Genomic DNA, 24,925 nt, shown 5'->3' on the forward strand with positions numbered 1-24,925 from the left:
CTGTGCGTGGTTTTGGCGCAGCAAACAATTTAATTACCTTAAACGGTCGCCAGCTTCCAACAACTACCGGTAACAGAACATTTGATTTTGCTAATATTGCCTCTGAAAGTGTTTCAGCAGTAACCGTTTATAAAACATCGAATGCAGCGGTTACCTCAGGTGGTATTGGTGCAACAATTGATTTGCAAACTCATAAACCACTAAATTATAAAGAAACAAAAGCATCGTTAGGTGTAAAACTTGTTGAAGATACCTCAACAGACCAAGGTAGTACTACACCAGAGTTAAGTGGTATTTACTCAACGACTTCCGCAGATGAAACATTTGGTGTTTCTATTTCTGGCAGCTACCAAGAACGTGAAAGTGCAATGCAACAATTTTCTGAGACTCAAGGTTACAGAGGAAGCGAATTCACAAATACAGGTTGGGGTGGTGTACCTGCTGGTGAAGCAGGTGGTACAAATAGACCAACTAGTGGCATTTATTCGAACCCTCAACAACCACGTTATGTATTTGAAGAACGTCAACGTGAACGTGTTAATGGTCAACTAGTTTTACAATATCGACCTGTAGACAACATTACTGCAACTTTAGATTATACTTTAGTACGTAACACAGTTGAAACACAGCATACTGATGCTTCGGTATGGTTCAATTATGCTGGTGATCGAAGTGAATCAGTTTGGGCAGGTGAACCTAATGCTTATCCGCTTATTTACTCTGAAATTTATGAAATTAACAGTGATGCAGACCTTAAAGATACTTCATTAACAGTTGGTTCTTGGGGACGTGAAGAAAAAACTGACTCAATCGGTTTAAATATCGAGTGGCAAGTCAATGATGGACTAACACTTACATTAGATCATCACGATTCTAAAGCTACTATGGGGGCAACTGATCCACGCCACGGTACAGGTAACAACATTCAATTACCTTCATATACTCGTACTCGTACCGGTGTTGATTTAACAGGTGGTCTACCTGGTATAGCAACAGGTGATATAGAATCATTTAATCCCGATACTATGCGTTTATCAGGTAGTTGGTTTGCGAACGATAAATACGCTTCTGAAGTTAACCAAACACAATTGAATGGTGAGTACTTTATTAACGACAACTTAAGCATTGATTTTGGTGCGGGTGTTAATACGGTTAATAACCATTATCGTCATACGCAAGTACAGCGTGCTGATTGGGGTGGTGTAGGTGTTGCAGGTGACTTTGCTGATATTAATTGGCGCGAAGATACTATCTTAGACAAGTTCCAAGAGAAGCCCGGTAACTTTGATGGTACAGCAACACAGTCAGAATATGATTTATTCAATCGTATTTTCTTTGCTGATTTTGATGAAATAGTACGCGCAGCAGAATTTGCAGATCCGTTTGCAAATGTTGATACGTTATGGGGTGATTGTTTAGCTCCAGCAGGTGCTTCAGCAGGGCCAAATGGTGAAGGTCATTTCTGTCCATCATCTAACTTTGATGCAGACACTAACCGTTTTACTGAAGAAAAAACCACATCATTATTCTTTCAATTTAATTACGAAAGCGAAATTGGCGACATGCCGTTCAGTGCATACTTAGGTCTTCGTTATGAAAAAACCAAAGTAGATTCTAAAGCAACTGCACCAGGTTATAGTAGTGTTATATGGAGTGAAGCAACTTCAACTGCTGTTACGGGTGTTACCGGTATAGAAACACAAGTTAAAAAGGCTGATTACAGTTATGTTTTACCTACTTTAAATGTTAATTTAGAAGTAACTGACGATATAACGCTAAGAACAGCATTAAGTAAAACAATTTCCCGCGCAAGCTATAACAGCTTACAAGGTGGAACATCAGTCAACACGGGCGGTACATCAAGTGGTTATTCAGGAAGTACAGGTAACCCTGAACTTAAACCTTTAGAGTCTGTTAACTTTGATTTTTCAGCTGAGTGGTATTACGAAGAAGGTAGTTATGTATCTTTAGGTTACTTTAGAAAAGACGTAACTAACTGGATAACTAATGTAAACGTAGATTCGCAAATTTATAACCTACCTAATCCATTAGATGGTGAGAAATTTAACGCTGCAGTAGCCGCTTTAGGTTCAGGAGCTTCGAATCAACAACTTCGTACTTATATATTCGAAAACTATGCTGATGATCCAAATGTACAGCCTAAATTTGATGAGGATGGTGTTTTAGATGGCGGTACTATCATTGGTGATCCACTTACCGATAACGTAGTAACATTTGGTCTTAATGTTCCTGTAAATGGTGATAACGAATATACGGTTGACGGTTTAGAGTTTAACGTTCAACACTTATTTGGTGACTCAGGTTTTGGTGGTATATTTAACTATACTATGGTTGATACCGACCTCGCATACGATAATAATTCTCTTGCTGATACTGAAGCTTTACAAGGTTTGAGTGATACAGCTAACGTTGTTGCCTTTTATGACAAAGATGGCTTCCAAGCACGTATAGCTTATAACTGGCGTGATAAGTACTTAACTGAACGTCGTATAAATGCCGATTTAACAGCGCCTATTTATACAGAAGCTTATTCTCAACTTGATTTCAATATCAGTTATGAGATTAAATCTGTTGAAGGGTTAACTGTATTTTTAGAAGGTATTAACATTACTGATGAATACACTAAAAACGTTGGCCGTTTAAGTCAACTGACTTATCAGTTAACACAATCGGGTGCTCGTTACGCTTTAGGTGCTAGATATAACTTTTAAGATTTACAGTAGGTAAATAAAGTTTTAACTTAAGTAAATCAAAAGCCACTTTTATAGTGGCTTTTTTTTATGCTTATTTTTGTTAATCTATTTTGTATTAAAGTGTCTAAGTTTTTTTAGTTATACTTGCGTAATAAAGTAATCTAGTTTTTATGTGGAAAAATGGACAACTCCGAGGTTATCTATTTTAACCATTAATAATGAGCAGATAATTAATCAACCTGGTATTACACTCAATTCCCACTTCGACTTTATGAAACAAACATCTTCAAGTGAAATGGATATAAGCTTAGTCGATTTTTCTAGTAGATAAGTTTTAATTTCATCGTTAAAGCTACTTGCAATAAACCCACTATTGACGCGTAATTTATCTTTGAAGAATAAAAACTATCGAGCTAGTGCATGAGTTTAAAGTATACTTTTAAGTTATTTTAAATCATTAAAAACGCATTAGCTGAGTTGAGATTACTTAATAATCTGTCCTTGATCACCTTAACTAGTAATTCAATTACTTACTTGTTATAGTCAAATGAACATTAAGTTTTTAGTGAGTTGGTTAAAACATTAAAAATTTATTGATTACAGAGATAGCAAGTTTACGTTTCTAGAATGGTTAAGTGGTAATGATGCAATCAGAAATAAATAAAATAGTTATTGTTGGTGGCGGCACAGCAGGTTGGATTACTGCAGGATTAATTGCGGCTAAACATTTAGCCGCTAATTCTACTTCATTATCAATTACTGTTATTGAGTCTCCTAATGTTCCTACGATAGGAGTAGGTGAAGGTACTTGGCCTTCGATGCGTGAAACGTTAAAAACAATCGGTATTAATGAGGCAGATTTATTTACTTATTGTGATGCGAGTTTTAAACAAGCATCTAAATTTGTCAATTGGGAAAAGCTACCTAACGAGGGAGTTGCGACACATCCCTTAGATAATGCTTACTTTCATCCTTTTTCTCTCCCCACAGGTATTAATAAATTAGATTTAGGTACTTATATTGGTGAACAGTCTTCGTTAGTTTTATCACCTCAAACTTTTTCACAGCAAGTATGTTTTCAATCTATATTGTGTGAAAGAAATTTAGCGCCAAAACAAATTACGCATAAAGCTTACGATTATGTAGCTAATTATGGTTATCACTTAAATGCTACTAAATTTGCTGAACTACTTAAAATCCATTGTTTAAATAAACTGGGTGTTCAGTATATTTCAGCCCATATTACTGAAATAAATAATGATAAACTTGGTGATATTACTTCTCTAAGTACCGACAAAGCTGACGTTATTGAAGGGGATTTATTTGTTGATTGTTCAGGTTCACAATCACTCTTGTTAGGTAAGCATTATAATATTGAGTTTTGTTCAAAAAAATCTATTTTGTTTAACGACTCTGCGCTTGCTGTTCAAATACCCTATGAACACCCAGACGCAACGATTGCTTCAAGTACGCTCTCAACTGCACAAACAGCCGGTTGGATTTGGGATATAGGTTTACAATCTCGTCGTGGTGTTGGTCATGTATTTTCTAGTCGCCATACGAGTGATGAAAATGCTAAACAAGCATTACTGCATTATATCAAACAGTCGGGAACAACTATAAATATTGATGATGATTCTATAAGAAAATTATCTTTTAGCCCTGGTTACTATAAAAAGTTTTGGCATCGTAACTGTGTTGCTGTTGGCATGTCAGCAGGCTTTATTGAGCCTTTAGAAGCCTCTGCTTTAGCTATGGTTGAACAAGCCGCTAAAATGATCAGCGAACAATTACCAACAACTAAACGCACTATGGAGATAACAGCCAAACGCTTTAATGAAAAGTTTACTCAGCATTGGCAGCAAATTATTGAGTTTTTAAAATTGCACTATGTGTTATCTAAACGAACTGACTCTAGCTATTGGCTTGATAATAAGGATCCGTTAACGATCCCTCAATCTTTACAAAATATGTTGGAATTATGGAAGTTTCAATCACCATCTTCATACGATATTCCACATAATAACCCATTGTTTCCTGCGGCAAGCTACCAGTATGTTTTATATGGTATGAACTTTACAACTGAGCGATTAAGGGTAAATATTCAGAACGAGCCATTAATGCATCAAATGTTATTAGATATACAAAATAAACGACAACAATTAGTTAAAGTGATGGGGGCTAACAGAGACCTTATTCATAAAATAAAACAGTATGGTTTAACAAACATTTAACTTGGTGTTCTATATGTAAATAACAAAGAACTTATAAAATAAAAATTACAACACTATAACGGGGAATTTCATGGCAAACCATGTACTACTAAATAATATTGAACATAAAAATTTAAAAATTAATGGTGAACGTTCAGCAGCAATGGGCGATAACGTATGGTATGCACAAACCTTTCCTATGGAGTTTAGAAGTGCCCAGGCGCATTATCCTATCTTATTTCAAAAAGACAGTAACACTGGGCAGTTTATGCCAATTACTTTGTTTGGTTTTGAAAATGAAGGTAATTTATTTTTAAAAGAAAGTAAGTGGGAAGCAGCTTATATACCATTAGCTATGCAACGACTGCCTTTTTATATAGCGCAACAGAGCGTAGTAAAAGATGGCGTAAACGAGCAAGAACGTGTTATTACCATTGACTTAGATTCCCCTAAGGTAAGTACAGATCAAGGTATAGATTTATTTTTAGAGTATGGCGGTAACAGCGATTATTTAGAACATATGGCTAATGTTTTAGAAGCATTGCATATTGGTTTACAAGAAAATGATGACTTCATAGAAGCGATGGTTACATGTGAGTTATTGGAGTCAGTGACTTTAGATATTGAATTAAATGACGGTAGTAAAAACCAGTTAATGGGCTTTTATACCATTAATGAAGATAATTTAAATAATCTATCACAAGATAAATTAATAAGATTACACAACGCAGGGTTTCTTCAAGCGGTATATATGGTGATTGCATCACAAGCACATATCCATGATTTAGTCGCACGAAAAAATGCTCAAATAACCGCTTAGTTATTATTTATGTTATCTATAAAAAACACAGTAAAAACGCTTTTTGATATAACGCCGAGTAATATTAGCGAAGCAATATTAACTTCTGACGAGCCTCTAGTGCTTAAAGGTTTTGGGAGTGATTGGCTTATTGTTAAAGCAGCACAACGGTCTAACGAGCAAGCGGTTGAATACCTTAAAAATATGGAAAAAGGTATTGCTATTAATGCTTGCTATTTAGAGGCTAAAGAGCAAGGGCGTATTTTTTATAATGATGATATGAGTGGTTTTAACTTTCAAACTAAAACGCAAATATTAAGTGACGTATTACTTGAAATACTCGAACAAGCTAACTGTAAAACACCTAAAACTATTTATATAGGTTCAACCAGTATTAAACAAATATTGCCTAGCCTTGTAGAAGAAACATTAGCATCGCCATTATTGTCTAACGCCATTTATAATATTTGGTTAGGTAATAAAAGTAAGGTTGCCGCACATTTCGATTTTTTACAAAACTTAGCCTGTTGTGTAGTAGGTAAAAGGCGTTTTACTTTATTTCCACCCGAGCAAATAAAAAATCTATATTGTGGGCCATTAGACAAAGCGCCCGGTGGTCAGCCAATAAGTATGGTTGACTTTGATCAACCTGACTTTGATAAATTCCCTAAATTTAAAGCCGCTATCGATACCGCTATGGTTGCAGAACTCGAAGCAGGTGATGCTATTTTATTGCCTAGTATGTGGTTTCATCATGTAGAAGGGTTGGGTGATCTTAATGTACTCCTCAACCATTGGTGGAGAACAAGCCCAGCCTATATGGGTAATCCTACCGATACACTTCATCATGCCATATTGAGTATTAGAGATTTACCTAAAGCACAGCGTAATGCATGGAAGCATTTATTTGACCATTATGTTTTTGAGCATGATAAAGATAACTTTAATCATATTATAAACAGTGCAAAAAGCATTCTTGACAGCCCGTTAAACGAATTGCAAGCGCGAAGCTTAAGAGCCAATTTACAAAACAAATTAAGACGTTAGTGCCATTTTAGATGCACTCACTTTTAACATTATTAACAGAGTAGGAATTACATCATGAATTCATCAGCAATTAAGAATGTGGTTATTGCCGGCGGTGGCACGGCAGGATGGATGGCTGCGGCAGCATTTGGTAAGTTGTTAGGTAAAAATTTAAATATTACCTTAGTGGAGTCAGACCTTATTCCTACGGTTGGTGTAGGTGAAGCCACTATTCCTACATTACACATATTTCATGACCTTTTGAAAATTAAAGAAGCTGATGTAATGAAAGCAACTAACGCCACTTTTAAGTTAGGTATTTCTTTTGAAAATTGGCGCGATGTAAATCAAGACTACATTCATTCTTTTGGTTATTTAGGCCAAGGTTGCTGGGCGGCAGGTTTTCAGCATTTTTGGGTTAAAGGAAAACAGCAAGGCATGGTTAGTGAAATAGGTGACTATTGTCCTGAACATTTAGCAAGTAGGCGTGGTAAATTTGCTGTTGTACCGAAACAAGACCGTAATTATGCTTATCACCTTGATGCTGGGTTATACGCTAAATTCTTAAGAACTATGGCTGAAGAACATGGTGTTCAACGTGTTGAAGGTAAAATTAATCAAGTTAACGTTAATGAAGAAAACGGTTTTATTCAATCAATAGCATTAGATAACTCCAAGATTATTGAAGGCGACTTATTCATCGATTGTACTGGTTTTAAGGGATTGTTGATTGAACAAGCCTTACACACAGGCTACGAAGATTGGAGCCATTGGTTACCATGCGATAGTGCTATTGCAGTGCAAACCAAAATACAAAATAAAACAGTACCATATACTCGTTCAATTGCTCATAAAGCAGGTTGGCAATGGCAAATACCTTTACAAAATAGAATGGGTAACGGTGTGGTATTTTGTAGTAAGCATCTATCAGACGAAGACGCTAAAGCATTACTACTGAGTAACATAGAAGGTGAGTTGCTTAACGAGCCTCGCGTTATTAAATTTAAAACTGGCTCACGTCGCAAACATTGGAACAAAAACTGTGTTGCTGTTGGGCTTTCTAGTGGGTTTATTGAGCCCCTTGAGTCAACGAGTATTCACTTAATTCAACAAAGTATCATTCGCTTAATGCAAAACTTGCCTTCAAAAAATATGGAGCAAGCAAATATTGACGATTTTAATAACAAAATGCGTTTTGAAATAGACAATATTAGAGACTTTATCGTGTTGCATTATCATGTGACACAACGTGCGGATAGTCCCTTTTGGCGTTACTGCAAAAATATGGAAATACCTGAAACCTTAAAGCAGCGTATTGATTTATTTATAGAAAACGGTAACGCTTATAAAACTGAACGCGAGCTTTTTGGCGAAACCTCTTGGATTCAAGTGATGATAGGACAAGGTCTAATGCCTAAGTATTATCACCAAATCGTCAATATGATGTCTGATACAGAATTAAAAAGCTTTTTAGATAACATAAAAATGACCATTGAACGCCGTGTAAATAGTTTTCCTGATCATAATGAATTCATTAAAAATTATTGTAAATCAACGGTAGCTTAACATCTATGATTAAGGTTAATCGTCAAGCAACATTTAGCATTGAATATATTGGACAAGATAAAACGCCAATAATTATTTTTGATAATTATATCGAAAACGTTGAAGACTTAGTTAATGAAATTGTTGAAAATGGCCAATTTAAACCAGATGAAATAAGCCATTATCCTGGGAATCGGTCAGCAATCCCTAAATCCCTTATCGTTAGCTATTTAAAACCATTGATGGACGTTTTATACCGAGTGTATAAAGTGCCAAATAATTTACTACCGGCTCCAAAAGACAATTGTTTTTCACTTATATCAACGAAACCTAAAGAACTTTCGGCAATGCAATCTTGGCCGCATTTTGATACACCTAATCCTAATCTTATTGCTATTATTCATTACATAAATAAGAATGAGCATGGTGGTACCGCTTTTTTTAAACATAATAAAAGTGGCTTAGATCGTATTGATAATCAAACTATAGAAACTTACTTAAAACATGCTGATAACTATTTTACTTCATTAAATACAAATGCTTTTGACTACTGCGATGAACAACATAGTGAATTTACTTGTTATAAAAAAATAGCCTACAAACCAAATCGCTTAATTATATTTCCGGGACAATTACTGCATTCAAGCTTAGTGAATACTGACACGGATCTTAGTTCAAATCCTGAAGAAGGGCGCCTTACTGCTAACATGTTTATTGAATTTAATTGAGCTCGTTTTTTAATTTAGAAATTGTAATATCTATTCGAAAAGCAGTCATTTTATTTAAAGAGAAAAACCAGCCGAAAATTACCAAGTTTTCGGGAAAAAAATAAGTTTATTGTCGAATAATGAAGTTCAACAATAAGGGTTATTCTGCACCAAAAAACACTGGATACCATGGGTATGACGTTTTATGTTGCTTAATAGGGGAATGTCTCTAGAGCGCAAAATACTATACGATTCATAGAAAGAATACTGGATGTATAAATGAAGTTATTAACCAAGGTTTTAGCAACGGTTAAAAATCATAAAGCTAACCCATTTCAGGTTAGCTTTATTAATTGTAAAATAGCGACTTAATTACCGATTTTATATTTTGATAAGTATAATGCTATTTGCTGTAGTCTAGGGAAATTATCTTAAGCGTATTCAGTTTCTTATGATGTTTATGTGACTAACTCTGTTTTATTAAAAACAATAACGTTAAACCTTGTGCAGTATATTCGGCATATCCGCAAGTGATAACTCTTTCCCACCTTGTTGCATCGATTGGTAAATCGTTTCAACAATATACATATCTCGCATTCCCATTTCACCCGGCACCAAGACATCGGTATTGTTTAATACACTAGTGGCAAAGGAGTCCATTTGTAGCACTTGCTCATAAACTGTGTTGAACGGCATATTACCTTCTGGTGTAAAGCCTTTAAGGCCGTCATACATATAAGCGGGACCTAGTCCGAACTTACCTTTGTCGGCTGTCGCAACCAAACTATCCTGATAGTCCTGCTCGTAACTGCTTACAGAATTAACAACCGCACCCGACTTAAATTTGAATGTCCATTCTAAGGAGCCTTCTACTGTTTTCCATGCAGCTCTATTAACTGTTGTATCTCTAGCGCTAACGCTAATAGGTAATTCACCTAGGGTATAAATAGCACCTTGAATACAATAAAGGCCTATATCCATTAACGGTCCGCCACCAGAATATTTTTTATCAGCACGCCACTGCGATAGATCTCCCATTTTAAAGCTAAAATTTGCCTGCATGGAGTTAACTTTGCCATACACTTGATTTTGACCAAGACGCATCATTTCAAGATTATGTGGTTCGTAATGTAAACGGTAACCAATACCTAGCTTTACTCCTTGATTTTTACAAGCATCAATAACTTGTTGGCACTCAGCTACTGATACAGCCATTGGTTTTTCACTAATAACATGTTTACCTGCTTTAGCAGCGCGAATTGAATATTCGGCATGCATTGAGTTTGGCAACACGACATAAACAATATCGATATCGTCGTTGTGGGCAATGTCGTCAAAATTATCGTAGTTATAAACATTTTTATCTGGAATATTATACTTTTGCTGCCACTGTGTTTCTTTAGATTTTGTACCTGTGACAATACCTGCAAGATAACAGTTTTCTGTTTCAAGCAGTGCTGGTGCTAATTGGCTTTCGGCATAATTTCCCAATCCAACAAGTGCAATACCAAGTTTTTTGTTATTCCCTTTTTTTGCCGCAACTAAACCAGAGAAGGAAAGGGTAGATAATCCTAATACAGCAAGACCTGTGATAGAGTTTCCTATAAATTTACGTCTGGTAATTATTTGTGTTTTTTCGTTTGTTTTTTTCATTATAAACCCTCATTATCTAGAATTAATATTATGACTAAAAATATACTCTTATTGGATTGCAGCTGCTGATAGAAACACAACAACTGATTGCGACAACTGCAGTTAACTTTGTTTTTTCCAGCAATCATCACTTGGAAATAGGTGAGTACCTGTGGATATATCAAGTGGTTTTGCTAACCAATTCTTTGTTGTTTCAACCCAGCGGACAAAGTGAGGTGTTTTGGTGTGTTCTTCAAAGGCCGCTGCATCTTTATATACCTCGTAAAGATGAAGAAGGTTAGGGTCGTCCTGGTCTTGAACGATATTAAAGAGGAGGCAATTTTCTTCATTTTGCACTGAACCGCGAGCATCATCAAACATGGCGTCAATAAACTTTTTTTTATGTTCTGGCTTAATAGTAATTTTTACAATTACAGCAAACATTTTTTTCTCCTTTGGTTATAAAATCTTTAGCTGTGACCAAGGCCACAGCTCTTATTTAAAATCTATATTGTAAGTTTTATATTGTCGTTTTTGATTCATAAAACACCTGAAATATTTAGAAAATCATCCTTTATCAAAGTGTCTAATGCTATTAAATTAGAGCATCCACCAATGTTCTATAGATAAAGGACTTTTCAAATCTATGACTTCGCCAAACCTTGGTGTACTTAACATCACTTGTTTTTCTTGAGATATTTTTAAAATTTGATTTAAAGGTTCGTCCCAATCGTGAAATGCTAAACTAAAGGTACTATTATGAATAGGTATTAACACTTTCGCATTGAGGTCTTGATGAGCTTGAACGGTTTCAGCAGGAAACATATGAATAGTTTTCCAAAGCTCATTGTAAGCACCATTTTCCATTAAGCTAACATCAAAAGGCCCATACTTATCTCCTATGGCTTTAAAACCATCAAAGTAGCCAGAATCTCCACTAAAATACACTTTATATTCACCTAATAAAAATACCCAAGATCCCCACAATGTATCGTTTTTGTCCCACAAGGTTCGCCCTGAAAAATGGTTAGATGGTGTAAATGCGACAGTAAATTTACTAGCTTCGTCTGTAAACTCTATTTCTTGCCACCAACTTAACGCGTTAACATTCGCTTCAGCTACACCCATGCTGATTAAATTTTCGTCAACACCTTCTGGTACATAAAATTGTGTATTGCTGTTAGCAGTCGCTAAAAAATCAATCGTATCGTTATCTAAATGATCATAATGGTTATGCGAAATAAACACTTTTTCTACTTGAGGTAAGTCTTCAAGCGCTATTGCTACAGGTTCAAAACGTTTTGGTCCTATAAAAGAAACAGGCGATGCACGTTCGCTAAACATAGGGTCAATCAACCAATATTTACCATAAACCTTCATTAAAATAGAAGAATGTCCTAGCTTAACTAAATACACACTTGTAGCGTCAAGCGCATCTAATTCGGCTCTTGTTAACGCTTTTACGAATTTTTTATCTGGTGTTGTACCTTCACGTTCTTGAAATAAAGATCGTTTAAGAATAGAAATCCCTGATGTTAAAGCTGATCTATTAGCTGTTGGATCTTCAGCTCTTTCCCTAGAATTAGAGTAAACCGCATCAACCGATGTTGAAGTTGTACAAGCAATAAGAATAACTACCGCTAATACAGCGATTAAAATACTCATTTTTTTCATTAGTGTTTGACCTATATGTTAAGGATTTATTGAATTAGGGTGCATTGATCTTTTAGGGTTGAATTTTATTCAATTTATAAACGGATTTAATAGCGGCCTGAGCTTTGTATCCAAGCTATTTATTGGAGACCGCTTACATTATTATTTTACTAATGCAATCACATTATCGTGTGCTTGTTTAGTTGAACCGTCTCTTTTAAATAATAATGGGAAATTAGTTCTTCCTTCTAAAGGCCAGCTATTTAACCAAGAGTCACCATCAGTAACTCCCCAAAAGGTAACACGATCAATACTGTCGTGATGCTTAAGAAATTGCTGAAAAATTTCGGTATAACGTTTAGCGAATTTAGCTTCAGCTTCAGGAGGTACGTTACCATCAGGATAAGGATTATTTTCAGGTGTTGCTTTCAATTTTTTAATATCGACATTTGCACCAAAATTATCACGACCTAAAAAGTCAACGTCAAGCTCTGTAATGTGTAAAGGTAATCCAGTAGCAGCATAAAGGGTTAATGTAGTATCAATTATTTCAGCCGTTGGATTAACCATACCCCAATGACCTTGAAGACCAATGCCGTCAATACGAACACCTTTTTGTTGGAAACCTTTGACCATGGCAAGAACCGTGTCTCTTCGCCCAACTCTATTCATGCCATAATCGTTATAGATTAAAGTCGCGTCTTTAGGCATTTCTTGGTCAGCAATAATAAAAGCTTGTTCGATAAAGTCATCACCAATAATTTGGTTATATAATGATTTGCGTAAAGAGCCATCGTCTTCAATCGCTTCATTAACTACATCCCAAATTTTAATTCTGTCACCATAACGACTAGCAAACATTTTTGCTCGTTCTCTCATGCGATCAAGTAAAGCTTCTCTAGTTAACAGGTTACCTTCATCATCTTTAAATACCCAATCTGGGGTTTGACTATGCCAAAATAAAACATGACCTACGGTAGCAATGTTTTCATCAACGCCTAATTGAGCAAATTTATCTGCAATTTCAAAATTGAATTTACCTGGTAAAGGATTAATACGTTCCCATTTCATGTCGTTATCAAGTGTTATGGCGCTGAAGTTTTCCTTAGCTAACGCTAAAGAAGGGTGATTAGGTGTTGTAAACATTGATGCTCCTAATGTTGCACCCACAAGAAATTTATCTGCGTAAGCTTCTTTTAATGTTACTTTATTAACAGACTGTGCAGTTGACTTTTCAGAACAACTAAATACACCAATCGCAAGTGTAGCGATAACGGCTAAATGAGATATCTTATATATTTTCATAAACTTCCTTATAGGTTAAATATGTATTTATTACAGTTATTGGAGAACAAATAATACTACACTCGTTATAGTCAAAAAGACATTATGATTTTAAGTAATTGATGACTATTTATGATGTTTGTAATGAAAATGTGTTTATTTTATGAATAGATGTCTTGAAAAACACCGCTAATAAAAAATATACGTAACCACTGGTGTTTTGACTAACATCAATGGCTAGGTTTTCATGCATTATGAATATATTTATAGGTGAAATATGATCACTTTTAGTTTAAAAGGTATATTAACAAAGGCAAGGTGATAACAGATATCACCGTAGTTAATACCACCGCAGTAGATGCTTGATGAGAGAGCGTTTTGTATTCCTCAGCCAACACGCCCAATACCGCAGCACAAGGCATCGCAGCACCTAAAGTTGCTATAAAAACCCACATTGTGTTTACTTGAAACATCGACATCATTAGAAATACTACAAAAGGCATTATGACTAATTTGACTGTCGATATGTAGATTGCGGCAAAAGGGTTTTGAGTCATACTTCGACCAAATAAGGCGGTTCCAACAATAAACATTGCGCAAGGTCCTGCCGCACTACCTAATAGTTTGAGCCCATCTATAAGGCTATTAGGTAACGTAATACTCCAAGCAGATAAAATCAAACCTGCAATAATAGAAATAATAAGTGGGTTGAGTAGCGAACGCTTTAACGCTTTAATAGGGGTAAAGTTGTTATCTTGGTGATTAATGTCGTTGTTACTTGTATTACTTAATTGCAGTAAAAAAGATGATAAAGGTAACAGTATCAGTAAGTCTAATGTCAGCATCAAAGCAAGTGGTACAGACGTCCATCCGCCAACAGTGGCGGCTAAAACCGGTATCGCAAGAAACCCAATATTGCCATAAACTCCACCTAAACCTAACATAACGCCATGATTAGTCCGCTTCTCAAATAGAAAATAACCAGCTACTCCCGAGATTAACATCACAGTTAAAAAAGAAACTAAGTAAGCACTCAAAAAAGGAATATCTATCAAGGTCTCAAAATTAGTGGTAGCAAGCTTTCCTAGCAGGACTGCAGGTAAAGATAAATACATAACAAAACGTGTAAGGTATTTAAGGCTAATAACACTAACGATTGCATGCTTTTTACAAAAATAGCCCGAACCTACCAATGCGAATAATGGAATAATTTTGATCAACGTTTCTAACATGTAAGTCCCAGGTCCTGGTGTATTGAATGAGTACAAGAAAGTACTTTATATGTACAAAACGGGCAAATGTGAAATATATGACAATGGGTAAATATATGAAATTTCGCCTCTAAGTAATAATCGGCCTGTATCTCAATAAAACGGATGATTAAAATCAGAGTGACCCCTAATATTTCATAAAAAGCGTATTTTTGGGATCCAAAACCTCCTGCCGAAATAGGTGTCGGTTCGAGTCCTACTAATGTAGCCAAGATTATATAGAACTGCTCTTAATACTAATTAGGGCTTTTTTATGATTGAAATGCATCAGAAAAATAAGGACTTTAGGCTTGCTGCTAAAGTCCCTATTTATGATCTTGTATATTAACCTTTTGTGGCATCTTCCATTGATACATTTCTTTTTTCGTTGCCGTGTCTAAATAATACCAAACGATCGATTGCATGAGCTTTAGATCGTGCTGATACAAGCACCTGATAAGTGCCGGCTTGTTCGAAGTCTGCGTATATTATATGCGGGTGGTTGTCGTTGGTAGCAGTAGCCCATGTCCATTGATCAGCTGGGCCGCCGTAGCGATACACTTTGAACCAACCATTGGCACCTGCACCTTCAGGTTCTTCGCCTTTACAGGTATTGGAGTCGTGATCATAAGGGCACACGATTGAAGTGCTTGACAGTTCTGCTGCGTAAAACTTAGTACTAACAATTTTTAGCCAACTATCATTCGCATCGGTTGTGCTGTCTCCTGCAGTGATAAGATTACGCCATAAAAATTGATAAGTACCAGGATCGTTAATTTGTACATTTAACACCATAACACTTACACCAGGTTCATTATAATAGTCATCACCAATCCATTTTATATAACTATCACTTATTGCATCTGCACTATCTACTACCTGCCAGTTTTCTGAAATACTAGGAACTGAACTTAAATCAATACTCACCAAGCCATTTTTTTCTACATAGATATTGTTATTAGGTGTTGTCGAATGGTCGCAAAGTGCTTCACATATTAGTTCAAGCTTTGTCCAACGGCCTCTAGAGTATGCTGTACTTTCTCCTTCGGGTATTTTTCCATTGGTGTGAGAGTTAAATTCAACCTGAATTTTTTCTCCATGAATAACTTCAATATTTTTCCATATATGTAATTGCGCGTTGTAGTCTTTGTCTGTTACAGAATTGGCTTTAACAGGCAATTTTTTTGGGCCAATATTTATGCTGTAAAGACTCTCACCATCTATTTCGGTCAAAGCTGTAAGCTTCAAGGTATAAATACCACTTTTACCAGCAAAGCTTGATTCAACATTGGCAGTTTTATCTTTATGAAACTTGGCGTTAACCCCTCGACTATGGGTGTTATCATCAATATATGAAGGGACATACTTCTGTCTATCAGAAGTACTAAGTTCATCGAAATCAGTTATCGCATTTAAGGTGATAATAGGTTGGGATACAGTTTTATTTTTTACTTTAACCGAAGGTTCTACAGATTGATTTGAACAGCCTATAGAAACAATTAAGCTACTGATAATAAATATGAAATATGTTTTTTTTATTAGCATTATAATACTCTGATTTAAGGTTATTCTTTGCTGTTTATTATTTAATGTATACGTTATACTAAATTTTTTTAAAAGGCTAGCGGAAGCACATAAAAACGTAATGTTATTGTGTTTATTGTTTTTTAACGTTCAATAGTTGCAGTTAGATAGGGAGTTAATAAATAACTTTCTGGTATTCAATTTTGCGAATGTAAAGTCATCATAAAATGAAATAACGCTTTTTTGAAAACAGTATATGTAGTTTAAGTTTGCTCAACATAAGTACCAAGATCAGAATAAAGCGCTTTGCTAAAAACGTTAAGTCACTTTTTATTTTATAAAAGTTTGGGTTAAGTGCAACCGTCTTACTATTGAAATAGCTAAGAAGAATTATAAAAAAGTACTGATAGAATAGAAGGCGTGGCGCATTGTTCATCGTCATTCAGCGCAAAATATAATCGCTGTATTCGATAGAGTATTTGTGAGGCCGTATCGATCATTATTTTAGAATCGACAAGAATTCTGATTCGTTCTTTGAATGCCATTGATAAACTTCAAAAGGTTTATGACTTTGTAATACACAGCGTTCTGCTATTAAGAGACTGGATACTCTTAGGCTGGGCATTAAAGGCAAGGACTTTCAGCGACTATGTCTTTAGCTGGCTGAATCTCCCCCCCCTAATTGAGGAATTGGTTTTATGTACATGATAAAGAAAAAGAACATTATTGGCCGAACTGTATTTTTGTGCAGCCTTATGTTTGTAGCCTTGAACACTCACGGGAAAAATTCGGAGCTGTACCTAGATTCTAGCCAGCCAATAGAAAAAAGAGTGGTTGATCTACTTGCTCGCATGACATTAGAAGAAAAAGTGGCGCAATTGCAAACTATTTGGCATCAGGGGCGCGAACTCGACACGGGATTTGATGCAAAGAAAAATACTGCCAATGGTGAATTTGACGCAAGCCAAGCCAAGCGTATTATGCCCTTAGGGATTGGTCAAATAGCACGTCCGAGTGAATTCAAAGATCCGCTACAAACAGTCAAATACACCAATGCAATTCAACGTTGGTTAATAAATGAAACAAGATTAGGTATACCTGCCATTTTCCACGAAGAGGCTCTGCATGGTCATGCGGCTACTCAATCGACTAGCTTTCCCCAAGCCATAGCCTTAGCGAGTACTTGGGATGACGAATTGATTAAAGAAGTTTACTCAGCAAGTGCCAAGGAAGTAAGGGCCCGTGGCGGTAACCAAGCTCTTACACCAATATTGGATATCGCTCGTGATCCGCGATGGGGACGAATTGAAGAGACCATGGGAGAGGACCCATATCTTATAGCCCAATTAGGCGTTGCGGCGGTAAAAGGTTTTCAGGGAGATGGAGATACTATCCCTCAAGATCGTGTTATCGCAACATTAAAGCATTTGACCGGGCATGGTCAGCCCAGTGGAGGTATGAACATTGCGCCAGCCCATATTGGTGAACGAGAATTACGTGAGGTGTTTTTATATCCATTTGAGGCGGCAGTAACGCTCGCAAATGTGCGGAGCATTATGGCTTCATATAACGAGATTGATGGTATACCTTCTCATGCTAACAAAATGTTGTTAACGGATATTTTACGTAAAGAATGGGGCTTCAACGGCCTGTTAGTAAGTGACTATAACGCCATCGCTGAGTTGCTAACCCGCCATCAATTAGGCGGTAGCAAGGAAGACGTGGCGATGATGGCATTAAACGCTGGGGTGGATGTTGAGATGCCCGATCCAGATGTATATCCATTGTTAACTAGCTTGGTTAAACAAAATCGTCTTGATGTGAAGCTTATCGACATCTCAGTAACACGCATCCTAAGGGAAAAATTCAATCTAGGCCTTTTCGAATCCCCTTATACTTCTGAAGCAGGTGTTAATCAATTTATCGGTAACGATAAACATCGCGCACTAGCACTTAAGACAGCTGAAAAGGCCATGGTGTTGTTAAAAAATGATGGTACTTTGCCACTAAATATTAATGACTTTAAAAAAATTGCCGTGATAGGACCACATGCAGATGAAACTTTGCTTGGAGGCTACAGTGATGTACCTCGTCAAACGGTGCCTATTTTAAATGGAATTAGGGAAAAATTAAAAGGTAAAGCTGAGGTCAGATTTGCCAAAGGGGCACGTATTACTCAAGATATTCAAGATCCCACGACACTAGCTATTAAAGCGTCAACATATTCCAAACAACGGTGGGAACAGAATGATGCCAGCTTGGCAGGGCAAGACGACAGCCAACACCTAATTGACGAGGCTGTAAAGCTGACCCTAGATAGCGATGTTGCGATTCTAGTGGTTGGATCAAATGAAGCGACTTCACGAGAAGCATGGTCGGAAGATCATCTCGGCGACCGGACATCACTTAACCTTCTAGGTTCACAGGAAGCTCTAATTGAGGCCATACTGGCAACCGGAAAGCCGACTGTTTTAGTGATGACTAATGGTCGCCCGTTAACGCTAGGAAAATTATACGACAAAGCGCCCGCAATCATTGAGGCTTGGTATTTAGGACAAGAAACGGGCACGGCTGTCGCAAATGTATTGTTTGGCGACGTTAATCCAAGTGGTAAGTTACCACTGACGTTCGTGCGTGATGTGGGGCAGATTCCGCTTTATTACAATTATCGACCATCAGCTAAACGGGGTTATCTGCATGGCGATACTTCTGCACAATTTCCTTTTGGATACGGGCTCAGTTACACGTCATTTAAGTATTCAAATTTGACTATTGATGATAGCAAGGCACAAGCCAATGGCGTCATTAAAGCCAGACTCAGCATAACGAATACAGGGCAATATGATGGCGAGGAAGTAGTGCAATTTTATGTGCGCGACAAATTCGCCTCTGTTACCCGTCCAGTTAAGCAGTTAAAAGGCTTTAAGCGTGTTGCTTTAAAAACCGGTGAGTCGGCGAAGCTCGAATTTAGCTTGCCGGTAAATATGTTGGCGTTTTACGATGCGCAAATGCAGTTTATTGTCGAACCTGGAGATATAGAGTTAATGGTGGGAAGTTCATCAAAAGATATCCGACAAAGCCTAGTTTTTAAAGTATCAGGTGATACTAGCGTTATCCATCAAGAGCAAAAAGCTTATTTGAGCCAAGTGCAAATATTTTAGAAAAGCACCAGTAAAATCAGAAGGAGCTCTATTTGGATATGTAAAAATTTGTAGGGTTTCTATTTGCGCCAATGGAAAGTACAAATGGGAACCTGAGATTATAGATCAATATAATAGAAAGCTGATTCCTTTGTTAAGCTGACTAATGATAAAGATAAAGAGAGAGGAAATTATTACCATGAAAGTTAAATTATTGATTCTAATTTTGCTGGTTGCTATTACTAGTTGCCAAAAAATCCCACAACAAGCTATAGATTCACCTGAGGCAAAACGACCGATTACCTCTACATCTATTGTATCTGAATATATGCCTCGCAAGTACTTTGGTGCAGTACTAGAACCTGAAAGTAAAATTATTCACGGAGCTGGTCAGGACGTAGAAAGTTTCAATCACTATTCTTCATTATTTGCTGATGAGCACAAACCACTTATCTACATGACATATGTCAGTATTAGCAAAGGGAGTGAGGAAGTTGAGAAATGGAAAAATAAATTAAAAAAAGAAATAGATAGCCAAGTTAAACACAATACAGTTTTACAAATTGGTTTGAGTTTTACTGGTGGTAATGATAAAGGGAAAGGTCGTGCCGAAGATGCTGCCAATGGTGAATTCGACGAGGCTATTAACCAAATTATACAATCTCTTATTGAGTTAGATCGTCCTGCGTATTTAAGAATAGGCTACGAGTTTGAAGGCAGTTGGAATGGATATACCCCCAATGCTTATGCTGCTACTTTTAAACGTATAGTGAATAAAGCGAGAGCTCAAGGACTTCAAAACACAGCCTATGTCTGGTGCTCTGGCGGAGGTTCTGCAAATTTTATCGACTTCGACGAACTGATGAAATATTATCCTGGAGACGAATATGTTGATTGGTGGGGAGTAGATATATTTTCACCAGAAGAAATCACTAACCCTTGGCTTGGTAAATTTTATGCGTTATCTGCAAAACATGGGAAACCGGTGATGATCGGCGAAACAACACCTCGTCATGTAGGTGTTAACGACGGAAAAAAAAGCTGGGACGCTTGGTACGGACCATTTTTTAATATGGTTAAACAACATCCTGAAATAAAGGCTATTAGTTATATTAATTGGGATTGGGATTATTGGGCTAAATTTTTAAATTTCCCTTGGCACAATTGGAAAGACGCTCGAATTGAAAAGAATCAATATATTAATAAGCACTATGTTAATGAACTTAAAGATCCTATTTGGTTGCATTCACAGCAAACAATGAAGCTTGAAATTTCGACCCTTAAAGGGGAGTGATTAACTATTTATTACGGATAAATCGGTAGTAACTGTAATGAGTTGAACACTTCGTCATCTTTAACTTCGCCTGTACGAACTTTACTACCCAATAGTAGGTTGTTAATTGTACAGGTAATGGTGGCTACTGTTCACAGGTCTTCGAAGATGAACTATCGGCGCGGTATAAAGAAATTTTTCAAACATTTATCGAGCATCAAAAAAGTATTGGTCGCGTTACGTTTTGGGGCGTTGCTGATGGTGATTCTTGGTTAAATGGCTGGCCTTTAAGGAAGAACCAATTTCCTGTTATTATTTAATCGCAACGGCCAAGCCAAAAAACACATGATGTGGTATTAGCTTTAGCGTTAAAATAATACTAGAGATATATGAATAAATGGCGGGGTTTTAAGTATCCCGCTATTTATTGTACGCATAAGTCATCTTAAAATAGGGGCAACGAACTAATCCCTTAGATTCTTAACGTTTGACATAGTTCCGCCAGCAATGCGTTTCTTTGAAGCCCAAGACTTCGCGGATTTTACGGTTGGAAATTGGCGCTTCGTATTGCTCCATCGGGCGCATAATCGGTGTGTCGGGGCAATATTTCGCAAGGAACTCTTTCGTTGGCAAATCCGCTGTGATGGTATCGTTCACGGCATTGAATACCTGATATCCCAAACTATCCTTTTTCAGACAAAGATGCACGATTTCGCCTAGATCACGGGCGTCGATGTAACTCCATGCGTTGCGCTTTCGGCTTTTCGGATCGTCTAGATAGCCATCAAAATTCACATACTCGTGTGGCTCGATGACATTGCCTATACGCAACGCGTAGATATCTGCGCCAAAGCGCATCGCAAATGCACGAGCGGTTTTTTCGTTAACCACCTTAGACAGACCATAACTATCCATCGGGTCGCTATCATAATCTTCTTCAAGTGGGAAGGCGTGATAATCTTTATCGCCTTCAGCAAAACATACGCCATAGGTGGTTTCAGAACTGGCGATGATGACCTTGCGCACACCAAGTTTCATGGCCGCTTCGATCACGTTGTAAGTACCCAAAGTATTCTTTGCAAAGGTCGTATTATCCGGATAGATCCCCACACGCGGGATTGCCGCAAAATGCACCACTGCATCAGGTATAGTGGGCAGTTGACTTTCATCATAGCTTTCCAGTCCAAAGTGCATGGACATAGCGTTGAAGACCTGTCCACTATCGGTGATGTCGGTAATCAAGGTGTTCACACCTGGATGATCGTAAGGCTTTAGATCAAGGTTAAGTACAGAATAGCCCTTGTCCAACAAATGCGCTACAACGTGTCTGCCTGCTTTGCCGGTCCCCCCAGTAAAGATGATGCGTTTTGTCATAATAGTCTCCGTCCATTTTATATTTTGATGCGGTATTCGCTCAACCGGGCTCAGTTATCATCACTTGCTACGGTGTGGCATCGGCATCTTCCCGTATTTGAACACTGACTTTATAATAGTCGGCTAACCAAACATATACTCGTCACCGAGTAACGTTAACCGCAATGGTAAATTGCTAAACGTTTAGGTACAACGAAAAGATCTTGTTTGGGTTAATACATGAAGCATTTAGCTATAACCGCTGATAAAGTTCAGTGCTTTAACTAATTGAAAATGTCCGCTATCTAGGCTCATTGTAGATACTAGAGCGCAACATCAATTTTCTTGGGTTCGAATTATCTATAAGCCTATTAACGTCATTACGCCCCACGGTGGATAACTGGGAAGGTATTTATGACGACGAAAGATGTTTTAGCAGGCCTACCCACAATATAAACCGTCTAAAAATCTTGGCTAGTGGCCAGTATATTGTTAATTAACCCCAAATAGGCCACTACGTTGTTAGTTTTTACTTCGTCAGATTGAAAGTTTCTACTTTTTTTGATACTACCCAGTCAGACGTTTTCTGATTAAAGTTTTTGAAGTGATTAGTCAATAGATGGTCATCGAATGATTTATCTGTCTCGTATATTTCATACAAAAACACTTCATTATTTTTTTCTTGGCTTGTGCATACATCAAAGTAATGACATTCATGTTCAATATCTAGCGAATCTTTCGCTTGTTTTTGTACAGCTTCCATAAATTGAGCTAGAAAAGAGGTACTAATTATAAACTTTACGGTAACTACAAACATAAATATCCTTAAGTTTTTGTGTTCTGTTTTAGGTGTTTTACTTGACCTTCGGTTAGTAGACGTGCCTGTTTTTTATCGAGCATAAATGCTAATTTACAGCTCTCTTCTAATTCTTCTATCCCATAGACACATGCATCAATAGTTTTGGCAGATACAATTGGCCCATGGTTAGCCATAATAACGCCTGCATGCGCTGCTGCTATGTTGCCTACTGCAACGGCTAAACCTGTATCACCAGGAGCAAAATAAGGTACACATGCAATAGCCCCTAAGCGCATAGTCAGATACGGGGTATAAGTAGGGACACAATCAGCTAGGTTATCTAGAGGTAAGCATGACCATGCTGTAGCATAAGTGGAATGTAAATGAATAATGCAGTTATCTTGAGGGCGTTTATCGTACATAGCCTTGTGTAAGGTAAACTCTTTAGAGGCCTTACTACCGCGGATTAAATTACCATCATTATCGATAACTGACAGTTCGTCTTCTTGTAAAAATCCGAAACAAGTATTAGTCGGTGTGATGACCCAACCGTTATCAATACGAACACTCATATTGGCTGAGGCTCCAGAGGTTAAACCGCGATCGAAAATAGATCGTGCGTATTTAACAATTTTTTCTTTTGCGGTTTTTTCGTTTATCGACATGTAAGTTTCTCCAGTGCAGTTTGAAAGAATGTTTGATCACCAAAATTACCCGACTTCAATGCGAGATTGATGATAGGAGGTGTTATAGAATGTAAAATAGGAACGCCAGGGCTCACACTCTGACCAATTTCGAAAGCGGTTATGTCTAAATTATTCACAATGGCACCCGAAGTTTCTCCGCCAGCAACAATAATGTTTTTAAAGCCAGCTTTAATACAATCTTCGCCCAATTTAGCTAAGGTGCCTTCTAATAGGGCTTGTGATTTTTCAAAACCTATTTCCCTTTGTACCTTGCTCACGACTTCTTTAGAAGATGTGGTGTAAATTAACGGTGCTGCAGATTGGTTTTGCAGTGCCCAATCTAGTATTTGTTCGTAGGTTTGCGTTTTATTAAGTAGTTTAAATGGGTCGATATAAAGCGATGGGTGTTCTCGTTTATATTCAGACACTTGCAGCTGTGTCATAGCTGAACAGCTACCACTAAGTATAAGTGTTGGACCTTCAGACATCCGCGTTGATTTTTTCGATAAATCAGTGACGTATCCATATTTTGAAAATTCACTTGTTAGGTTAGTTGCTAAGCCTGAACCACCTGTTATGAGCGTGAATGCTTCTATATTTCGGCCAATAATTTCTAAATGCTCAGTGCTTAAGGTATCAAGTACTATATATCGATACTTTTGCGCCGCTTCTACTAGAGCTTGATTAAAAGATTTCTCATCTCCTTCGATACAATGATAGGGAATATTCATTGCTTTACCTTTCCCTTGAGCTTCAATGAGGCGTATCAAAGAGGAGTCTAACATGGGTGTTAAAGGGTGATCTTTTAGCGGACTCTCATTTAAGGGAGCATCGCCAACAAAAAGATGGCCCATATAAACGGTTCTACCATTAACAGGCAGCGCAGGGCAAACAATCGTGCTTTTTAGTTGTAATGCATCAAGCAGTGCGTCTATTACTGGGCCAATGTTCCCATAAGGTGTTGAGTCAAAAGTTGAGCAGTATTTAAAGTAGAACTTTTGGCATCCCACCCCTTGAAGCCAATGCAAAGCGGCGAGTGACGTTTCAACGGCACTATCAGCACTTACAGTACGAGTTTTTAGCGCAATGACTATGGCGTCATAGTCATCTAACGCAAGGTCAAAGTTATCAGGAATGCGGTTGAGCTGTAGGGTTTTTAAACCACTGTTAAGAAGAAAACTAGCTAAATCTGATGCTCCCGTGAAGTCATCAGCTATACAACCAAGAATGGGTTTCTTTAAGTAATTATTCATAAGGCTTTATTCCATCTAAATGACGATTACTAAAAAAACATATTGACTTAGTAACGCCAGTAAACTTAAATACA

Annotated in this window: 19 protein-coding genes; 9 read left to right on the forward strand and 10 right to left on the reverse strand. The window is 37.2% G+C overall.

The window, feature by feature from the left end; translation table 11 throughout:
- Positions 1-2: 2 nt before the first annotated feature.
- The 6 genes from A3Q33_RS17675 (at position 3) to A3Q33_RS17700 (ending at position 9,025) form a co-directional block, all read left to right on the forward strand.
- Positions 3-2,732, forward strand: coding sequence for a TonB-dependent receptor (locus A3Q33_RS17675; protein ID WP_231295720.1), 2,730 nt, complete (start codon positions 3-5; stop codon positions 2,730-2,732).
- Positions 2,733-3,358: 626 nt separating this feature from the next.
- Positions 3,359-4,948 carry a tryptophan halogenase family protein gene (locus tag A3Q33_RS17680; RefSeq protein ID WP_502687252.1) on the forward strand — a complete coding sequence of 530 codons (1,590 nt, stop codon included), beginning with the start codon at positions 3,359-3,361 and terminating at the stop codon, positions 4,946-4,948.
- A gap of 70 nt (positions 4,949-5,018) precedes the next feature.
- The gene (locus A3Q33_RS17685) at positions 5,019-5,747 is read left to right on the forward strand and encodes a SapC family protein (protein WP_081181100.1); all 729 of its coding nucleotides are present in this window, start codon (positions 5,019-5,021) and stop codon (positions 5,745-5,747) included.
- A 9-nt stretch (positions 5,748-5,756) separates the two neighbouring features.
- Positions 5,757-6,773 carry a cupin-like domain-containing protein gene (locus A3Q33_RS17690; RefSeq protein ID WP_081181101.1) on the forward strand — a complete coding sequence of 339 codons (1,017 nt, stop codon included), beginning with the start codon at positions 5,757-5,759 and terminating at the stop codon, positions 6,771-6,773.
- Positions 6,774-6,827: 54 nt separating this feature from the next.
- A complete protein-coding gene (locus tag A3Q33_RS17695; RefSeq protein ID WP_081181102.1) occupies positions 6,828-8,318 on the forward strand; it encodes a tryptophan halogenase family protein in 1,491 nt (496 codons plus the stop codon).
- 5 nt (positions 8,319-8,323) lie between these two features.
- On the forward strand, positions 8,324-9,025 hold the full coding sequence (locus tag A3Q33_RS17700; RefSeq protein WP_081181103.1) for a DUF6445 family protein: 702 nt from the start codon (positions 8,324-8,326) through the stop codon (positions 9,023-9,025).
- Between the two features lie 474 nt (positions 9,026-9,499).
- Here A3Q33_RS17700 and A3Q33_RS17705 read toward each other — a convergent pair whose 3' ends face one another.
- The 6 genes from A3Q33_RS17705 to A3Q33_RS17730 form a co-directional block, all read right to left on the reverse strand.
- Positions 9,500-10,657, reverse strand: coding sequence for a Gfo/Idh/MocA family protein (locus A3Q33_RS17705; protein WP_081181104.1), 1,158 nt, complete (start codon positions 10,655-10,657; stop codon positions 9,500-9,502).
- A gap of 102 nt (positions 10,658-10,759) precedes the next feature.
- On the reverse strand, positions 10,760-11,080 hold the full coding sequence (locus A3Q33_RS17710) for a putative quinol monooxygenase (RefSeq protein ID WP_081181105.1): 321 nt from the start codon (positions 11,078-11,080) through the stop codon (positions 10,760-10,762).
- Between the two features lie 156 nt (positions 11,081-11,236).
- Complete coding sequence (locus A3Q33_RS17715; protein ID WP_081181106.1) at positions 11,237-12,310, reverse strand: MBL fold metallo-hydrolase; 1,074 nt, start codon at positions 12,308-12,310, stop codon at positions 11,237-11,239.
- A 141-nt stretch (positions 12,311-12,451) separates the two neighbouring features.
- The gene (locus tag A3Q33_RS17720; protein WP_081181107.1) at positions 12,452-13,594 is read right to left on the reverse strand and encodes an endo-1,4-beta-xylanase; all 1,143 of its coding nucleotides are present in this window, start codon (positions 13,592-13,594) and stop codon (positions 12,452-12,454) included.
- A 266-nt stretch (positions 13,595-13,860) separates the two neighbouring features.
- Positions 13,861-14,805: an AEC family transporter gene (locus A3Q33_RS17725; protein ID WP_081181108.1), complete on the reverse strand. Its 945-nt coding sequence runs from the start codon at positions 14,803-14,805 to the stop codon at positions 13,861-13,863.
- A gap of 363 nt (positions 14,806-15,168) precedes the next feature.
- Entirely contained in the window at positions 15,169-16,368 is a 1,200-nt protein-coding gene (locus A3Q33_RS17730; protein ID WP_081181109.1) for a hypothetical protein, read from the reverse strand.
- A 677-nt stretch (positions 16,369-17,045) separates the two neighbouring features.
- Between A3Q33_RS17730 and A3Q33_RS17735 the strand changes: the two genes are divergently transcribed.
- From A3Q33_RS17735 to A3Q33_RS21095, 3 genes are all read left to right on the forward strand, one after another.
- On the forward strand, positions 17,046-19,508 hold the full coding sequence (locus tag A3Q33_RS17735; protein ID WP_231295721.1) for a glycoside hydrolase family 3 N-terminal domain-containing protein: 2,463 nt from the start codon (positions 17,046-17,048) through the stop codon (positions 19,506-19,508).
- 178 nt (positions 19,509-19,686) lie between these two features.
- Entirely contained in the window at positions 19,687-20,781 is a 1,095-nt protein-coding gene (locus tag A3Q33_RS17740) for a glycoside hydrolase family 26 protein (protein WP_196797996.1), read from the forward strand.
- 188 nt (positions 20,782-20,969) lie between these two features.
- Positions 20,970-21,080 carry a hypothetical protein gene (locus A3Q33_RS21095; RefSeq protein ID WP_502687253.1) on the forward strand — a complete coding sequence of 37 codons (111 nt, stop codon included), beginning with the start codon at positions 20,970-20,972 and terminating at the stop codon, positions 21,078-21,080.
- A gap of 160 nt (positions 21,081-21,240) precedes the next feature.
- On the opposite strand, the gene A3Q33_RS17750 is transcribed toward A3Q33_RS21095, so the two are convergent.
- From A3Q33_RS17750 to otnK, 4 genes are all read right to left on the reverse strand, one after another.
- Positions 21,241-22,134 carry an NAD-dependent epimerase/dehydratase family protein gene (locus A3Q33_RS17750; RefSeq protein ID WP_081181111.1) on the reverse strand — a complete coding sequence of 298 codons (894 nt, stop codon included), beginning with the start codon at positions 22,132-22,134 and terminating at the stop codon, positions 21,241-21,243.
- Between the two features lie 508 nt (positions 22,135-22,642).
- The gene (locus A3Q33_RS17755; RefSeq protein ID WP_081181112.1) at positions 22,643-22,930 is read right to left on the reverse strand and encodes a putative quinol monooxygenase; all 288 of its coding nucleotides are present in this window, start codon (positions 22,928-22,930) and stop codon (positions 22,643-22,645) included.
- Between the two features lie 8 nt (positions 22,931-22,938).
- Positions 22,939-23,577: a class II aldolase/adducin family protein gene (locus A3Q33_RS17760; protein WP_081181113.1), complete on the reverse strand. Its 639-nt coding sequence runs from the start codon at positions 23,575-23,577 to the stop codon at positions 22,939-22,941.
- Positions 23,568-24,851, reverse strand: a complete 1,284-nt coding sequence (gene otnK / locus A3Q33_RS17765) for a 3-oxo-tetronate kinase (RefSeq protein WP_081181114.1) — start codon at positions 24,849-24,851, stop codon at positions 23,568-23,570. The genes A3Q33_RS17760 and otnK overlap by 10 nt, the downstream gene beginning before the upstream one ends.
- Positions 24,852-24,925 lie beyond the last annotated feature (74 nt).

The organism is Colwellia sp. PAMC 21821 (genome assembly GCF_002077175.1).
Taxonomy (GTDB): Bacteria; Pseudomonadota; Gammaproteobacteria; order Enterobacterales; family Alteromonadaceae; genus Cognaticolwellia.